This window comes from Neorhodopirellula pilleata (assembly GCF_007859915.1).
Taxonomy (GTDB): Bacteria; Planctomycetota; Planctomycetia; order Pirellulales; family Pirellulaceae; genus Rhodopirellula; species Rhodopirellula pilleata.
Map to the genome: position 1 here is coordinate 405,598 of NZ_SJPM01000001.1, position 6,074 is coordinate 411,671.

At 57.6% G+C, this 6,074-nt stretch carries 3 protein-coding genes; all 3 read right to left on the reverse strand.

All coding sequences use genetic code 11. The features are described from left to right. Positions 1–88 precede the first annotated feature (88 nt). Positions 89–3,097, reverse strand: a complete 3,009-nt coding sequence (gene polA / locus Pla100_RS01240) for a DNA polymerase I (protein ID WP_146575874.1) — start codon at positions 3,095–3,097, stop codon at positions 89–91. A gap of 99 nt (positions 3,098–3,196) precedes the next feature. After that, entirely contained in the window at positions 3,197–3,928 is a 732-nt protein-coding gene (locus Pla100_RS01245; protein WP_231602540.1) for an ABC transporter ATP-binding protein, read from the reverse strand. Positions 3,929–3,942: 14 nt separating this feature from the next. Beyond that, positions 3,943–6,060, reverse strand: a complete 2,118-nt coding sequence (locus tag Pla100_RS01250; protein ID WP_146575876.1) for a 3-oxoacyl-[acyl-carrier-protein] synthase III C-terminal domain-containing protein — start codon at positions 6,058–6,060, stop codon at positions 3,943–3,945. Positions 6,061–6,074: the final 14 nt, after the last annotated feature.

A 6,074-nucleotide genomic window follows, 5' to 3' on the forward strand; every position in this document is an offset into this window, starting at 1 on the left:
AAAACCGCCGGAACGAGAGCGGGCGTGGGTCGCCGGAGACCCATTTTATCTCGGCAAGTGATTTTCATCGACCACCAATGTTGAGCTTCTAGCAATCGGCCCAGGTCGGACCGGACGCGACGTCGACTTTCAGGGGGACGTCCAATTCCATGACGCCTGACATGGCTCGGACGATCAAATCGGTCAACGGTTCGACCTCGTCGGCGGGGGTTTCGAGCAATAATTCGTCGTGAATTTGCAGCAGTAGCTTCGCCTGCAGGTCGCTTTCTTGAAGTTCACGATAGACTTTTAGCATGGCCAATTTGATCAGATCGGCGGCGGTTCCTTGGATCGGCATGTTGATCGCAATCCGCTCGGCCTCGGTCAGACTGCGACGCTTGGACTCAGGCAAACTCGCCAAATCACGAACGCCTTGAATTTCGCGGCGGCGACCGAGCATCGTCGATACGTAGCCTTCGGCGCGGCAGCGGGCGAGCGTTTCCATCATGAAGGCTTCGACACCCGAGTAACGTTGGAAATACTTTTCGATGTAATCGCGCGCGTCGTCTTTGGAGATCGTCAACGTCTTGGCCAATCCGAACGGACTTTGGCCATACACGATTCCGAAATTGATCGTCTTGGCGATCCGACGCAGGTCACTGGTGACGTCCGATTCGTCGACGCCGAACACCTCGGCGGCCACCCGCGTGTGGATGTCCGCATCGTCGCGGTACGCTTGGATCAACGCTTCGTCGCCACTGTAATGGGCCAGCACGCGGAGTTCGATTTGGGAATAGTCGGCTCCGATCAGGACCCAGCCTTCGTGCCCGGCGGTGAACGCGCCTCGGATCGCTTTGCCCTGTTCGGTGCGAATGGGAATGTTCTGCAGGTTTGGTTCGCTGCTGCTGAGTCGCCCCGTTGCGGCGACGTCTTGGCGGAACGACGTGTGGACCCGGCCGGTGGATTGGCAAATCAATTGCGGCAACGCGTCGATGTAAGTGTTCTTTAACTTGGTGGCTTGGCGATACTGCAGTAAATGATTTGCGATGTCGTGGTTGACCGCTAGTTGAGCCAGCACATCGGCATCGGTACTGATGCCGGTTTTCGTTTTCTTGATGACGGGCAACCCGAGTTCGTCGAATAGAACCACGCCGAGTTGTTTGGGGCTGTCGATATTGAATTCGCGACCGGCGGCGGAAAATACGAGAGCCTTCAGGTCGGCGATCTCTTTCTCGAACCGACCACTCATCGCTTGCAGCGTTGCCGCATCGACCCGAATGCCGTTGGATTCCATTTCGACCAACACATCGATCAAGGGCACTTCGAGTGTCTCATAAAGTTCTCGCAATTGCTCGCCATCGAGTTCGGCTCGCAACGCATCGACCAAACGGAACGGAACATCGACGTCCTCACTCGCGTAGGGTGAGACTTCGTCAACCGGCACTTCGTCCATGCGGATTTGTTTCTTGCCGGTGCCGATGAGTTCCTTGATCGACGTCGTCTTGTGCGACAATCGGCGAAGTGCCATGTCGTCGAGCGTGTGATTGCGTCCGCCGGGATGCAGCAGGTAATCGGCGATCATCGTGTCGGTCGTGATGCCACGCAAACGCACGCCGGGGTTGGCGGTTCGCAAAACGATCGCATCGAATTTGATGTTATGGCCGACCTTTTCGATCGCGGAAGATTCCAACACCTCCCGAAGCGTCTCCAAGACCACGGACTCATCTAGGGTTGCTTCGCCCAGCGGCGCACGGATTGGAATGTAGGCGGCGCGGCCGATTTCCCACGCGACCGAGATGCCGACCAATTGACAGGCGACCGCGTGTGTCGAAGTGGTTTCGGTATCGACGGCGATGCGTTGGCAATTGGCGAGTGTTCGAGCGAGTTCGTTGAGTTGTTCCGACGTGGTGATGGTTTGGTAATCGGTCACCCACTCGGCAACCGTCGGTTCGGCACCGCCGGCACCCTCGAAACCGCCCAGCAATTCGGCGGCGCGGGTTCGCAGGCGGCGGAATCCGAACTCTTGCAACAGCGCGTCGAGCAATTTCAAGTCCGCCGATGACCGTAGGCTGCGGCTCCAAGGAATCGGCGACTCGACGTCTTTCTTCAGCGCCACCAACTCGCGACTGAGCATGGCTTTGTCGCGACCTTCCAACAGGTTCTGTTTGCGTTTCGCGCCGGTTAGTTTGTCGGCATTATCTAAGACACCTTCGAGTGTGTCGTATTGTTCGAGGAGTTGTTGGGCCAACTTGGGACCGATCAACGAAATGCCGGGAACGTTGTCGACGGGATCCCCGACGAGTGATTGATAATCGATGACTTGGTCGGGGCGGATCCCCCATAATTCGTGCAGCTTGGCGGCGTCGATTTCTTCGTTCTTGCGGATGTTGTAGATCAACGTTTTGTCGGTGATCAATTGTCGGCAATCTTTGTCGCTCGTCACAACCAAGCATCGTCCCCCGGCGGCTTCGACCTTGGCGGCGACGGTTGCCAACAGATCGTCGGCTTCGTATCCGCCTTGTTCCATGATGCCGACGCCCATCGCGTCGATGGCTTGGCGGATGAGAGGGATTTGTTGCCGCAGTTCATCGGGCATCGCGTCCCGGTTGGCTTTGTATTGTGGGAACAGTTCGTTGCGAAAGGTGACTTCGGACTTGTCGAACGCGGCGATCAGGTAGTCCGGTTGTTTCCGCTGGATCAATTCCAACATGTCGCCGACGAACCCGTAGACGGCCGAGACCGGCAGGCCGCCCGAACTGGTCATCGGGGGCAGGGCGTGAAAGACCTGGTAGATCAACGAGTGCGCGTCGACGATGACCACGAGTCGATCGGTCAGATCGGGCATCGATTCGTCGGCCGCGGGTGCGATTTCACGCTGCAAAACCGCGGGCAGCGATCCTCCGTCGATGGCCACGGCGGCGTGCCGGGCGGCCCGTTGTTCGGGGTTTTCCGCTTGCGAGCGTGGTGACGCCTCGCGGACCCGACCGGTCTGCTGGGCTGCAGCGGCAGTTTCAGTTTGCCGATCGGTTTGGGCGTGTGGGGCCGGTTTCGTTTCCTCCTCGAATCCGCTGAGCAACATCTGGTCGTCGTTGTTGTCTTTGGGACGAGATTTGGCCATCGGTTTTGGGATCTCGGTTGTAGAATCACGAAGGAACGAAAACCGTGAGCCTACCAGATGACCGATGCCTCGCCCAAGTGGTCAGACCGGGCGACCGGTCTACCGGCCGGTCATCTTGTCGGATTCAATTTTCCCGTCGCGAACCCGCAAGATCCGCTGAGCCGCATCGGCGACTTCTTCGCTGTGCGTGACCGTGATCAACGTCATTTTCCGCTCCTCGTGAAGCTGAGCAAACAGTTCCAAGATACTGTCGGCGGTGACCGTGTCGAGGTTACCAGTCGGTTCATCGGCGAGCAGCAAACGGGGGTCATTGGCGAGCGAACGGGCGATCGCGATTCGTTGCCGTTGGCCGACGGACAACTGTTTGGGCAGGTGTTTGGCTCGATCGGACATGCCAACCGATTCGATCAATTGACGGGCCTTGTCCACCCGTTGGGCACCCGTCATGCCGCGACCGAACATCGGGACTTGGATGTTTTCGAGCGCCGTTAAGGTCGGCAAAAGGTAAAACGATTGAAACACAAATCCGATGAATTGGGAACGTAGTTCGTCGAGATTGGTGCTCGCATCGATCTTCTTTCCGTCGAAGGAAACGGTCCCCGAAGTCGGCCGGTCGAGCGTTCCGAGGATGCTCAACAGGGTCGACTTGCCGCTGCCGCTGGGCCCCATGATCGCCACGTATTCGCCCGAGTGAATATCGAAGGTGACGTGATCAAGGGCCCGCACATTCCCGTCGGGGTAGTCCTTGCATACGTCGTCGATGGACAGCAGAGGAGCGGATAACGGAGCCGGCGTTGACGAAGCGGGCGACGAAACGGCTTGATCGGACAAGGTGATTCCTTCCGTTAAAAACGATACAGTGCGCAGCCGACTTGGAGCCCCGAACTGAGTTGCACGATCAACCCCCATTGGCCGGAGGCGGGCAAACCCCATTGGCCAGAGGCGGGGAGACGGTCGTGACGGCCGGTCGTGGGATGGCCTTGAGACGCTAACATCGCAAGCGGCACGGCCGATGTAAAGGCGTCGGTCGTGGCATCGGCATCAAAAATCATCCGCTCGACCGGGATTCCGAGTTCGTCGCCGAGTTTCGTTCGCAAGTCGTTGCTCATCGGAGACGGCAATAGCCAATCGATATCATCGATCGAGAGGTCTTGGGATTGCAAAAATCGCTCGACGCTTTGGCCGACCGCCGGTATCAACCTGTCCTTCCAATCGGATTCGATCTTGGTTTCCAGATAGGTTTTCCCCAGCTCGTTGCGCAGGTTGGCGACAACATGGTAGGCATCTTGGTGTTCGGGGTAATGATCAAAATGAAATGCGTGGAACCCGGTTTCGCCGTCGTCGGATTCGCTCAAGATGACCGCCGACGCCATCTCGGTCAGTCCCAAATTCGCTTTGCCATCGAAGGCCGCGTTGTTTTCAATTTCCGAGGCCACGACCATCGCACGTTCGATTTCGCCGGCCCGGCCCATTTCACAGATCAGATGACAAGCGTTGAGGAACCCCATCGAACCGTTAAGCAGATCGAATGCGAACGTCTTAATAGGATCTTCGGCGGGTTGGTCGGCGTTGATGTCCAAGTCACCGGCGAGCAAAGCCGCCAACGCGGGTTCGGTCATGAATTCGCTGCGATAAACGCCGACGGAAATGATCAGCTCGATCGTCGATCGATCAATCTCGCCCTGTTCGATGCATTGCTTCGCGGCCGAACAAAGCATCGCCAATGTGTCCGGCGGGGTCGACGGAGTATTTTCCGATTTGTTGGGATAGGCGGTCGCGATGGATTCGAAACGAAACGGCACTGCCATGGCCAATTCGACCGAGGCGGCTTCGTCGTGCGTATCGTCCGTCGATGATAGTTCGCCATTGCGGTTCGACGGTGCGTCCGAATCGACCGATTGGTTGGCATTGGCCGCGCGGATGCGATCGGGCAAATCGTTGCACGTGTAGATCGCCGTTCCGGTCGTTTGGCCCGATCCAGAAATCGCGAATAGGATCTGATCACCGGTACGAATACGTCCGTTGTCGATTTGGTCGCGATAGGCGAGGAAGTGCGTCGTGCTCGCCGTGTTGCCTCGAACTTCCAAGTTATCAATCATCTGCGCCGAACAATCGGAATCGAACTCTTTGGCGATCTCATCCAGCGCACCTCGAATGGTCATTCGGGACGTTTGGTGAGGAATGATGTGTTGCACGTCGTCGACATGACGGCCGGATTGGCGGAGCGTGTGAACGGCGTGAGCGGCCGCGTGGGGCACGATCGCGGCGGTAACCTTCACCGCATCGGTATACATCACCGCGCCGCCGTGAGGTTTGTCGCTCGGTTTGGCGATGCACAGCCGACTGTAAGCGCCCAGCGTATACAGGTCCAGTTCGTTGAAGCCTTCGCCACTGCGTTGCGATCCGCACAATGCAACCGCGACGCCGGCATCACCAAGAGTCAGCGATGCCAATTGCGAATCCATGTAGCCGTCGATCTCGAGCTGCGCCGTTCGTGTCAGGTGCGAGATATACTCGCCACTGACAACGAGTGCATTGCGAACGGCACCCGAAGCGATGAACTTGTCGGCAACGTAAACCGCCGTCCACATGCTCGCGCAGGCGTTGGAGATATCAAACGCAATCGCCTGATCGAACCCCATCAGTTTTTTGAGCGCGATGGCGGTGGACGGTTCGTATCCGACGACGTTGAGGCCGTCGTAGCGGGAAATGTTGGCGCTTATCAACAAATCAAATTGGTTCTTGGCGATTCGCGAATGTTTCAGGCAATCGTCGATCGCTTTGGTCGCCAAGTCGATCGCGAACTCTTTTTCTTCGGCGAAATGCCGAGACTTGATCCCCGTTAGCCGCTCCAGCGGAACCCGCACTCGGCTGACGCACCCTTCGAGCACTTCGGCGGTAGTGACGATATTGGGCGGCAGATACGTGCCGACACTTTCGATGATAGATTGAAACGAGTTCATAGAGAAAGAGTCGT

Coding starts and splice junctions, on each gene's coding strand:
- Pla100_RS01250 (WP_146575876.1), bottom strand. CDS start 6,060: ATGAACTCGTTTCAATCTATCATCGAAAGTGTCGGCACGTATCTGCCG.
- polA (WP_146575874.1), bottom strand. CDS start 3,097: ATGGCCAAATCTCGTCCCAAAGACAACAACGACGACCAGATGTTGCTC.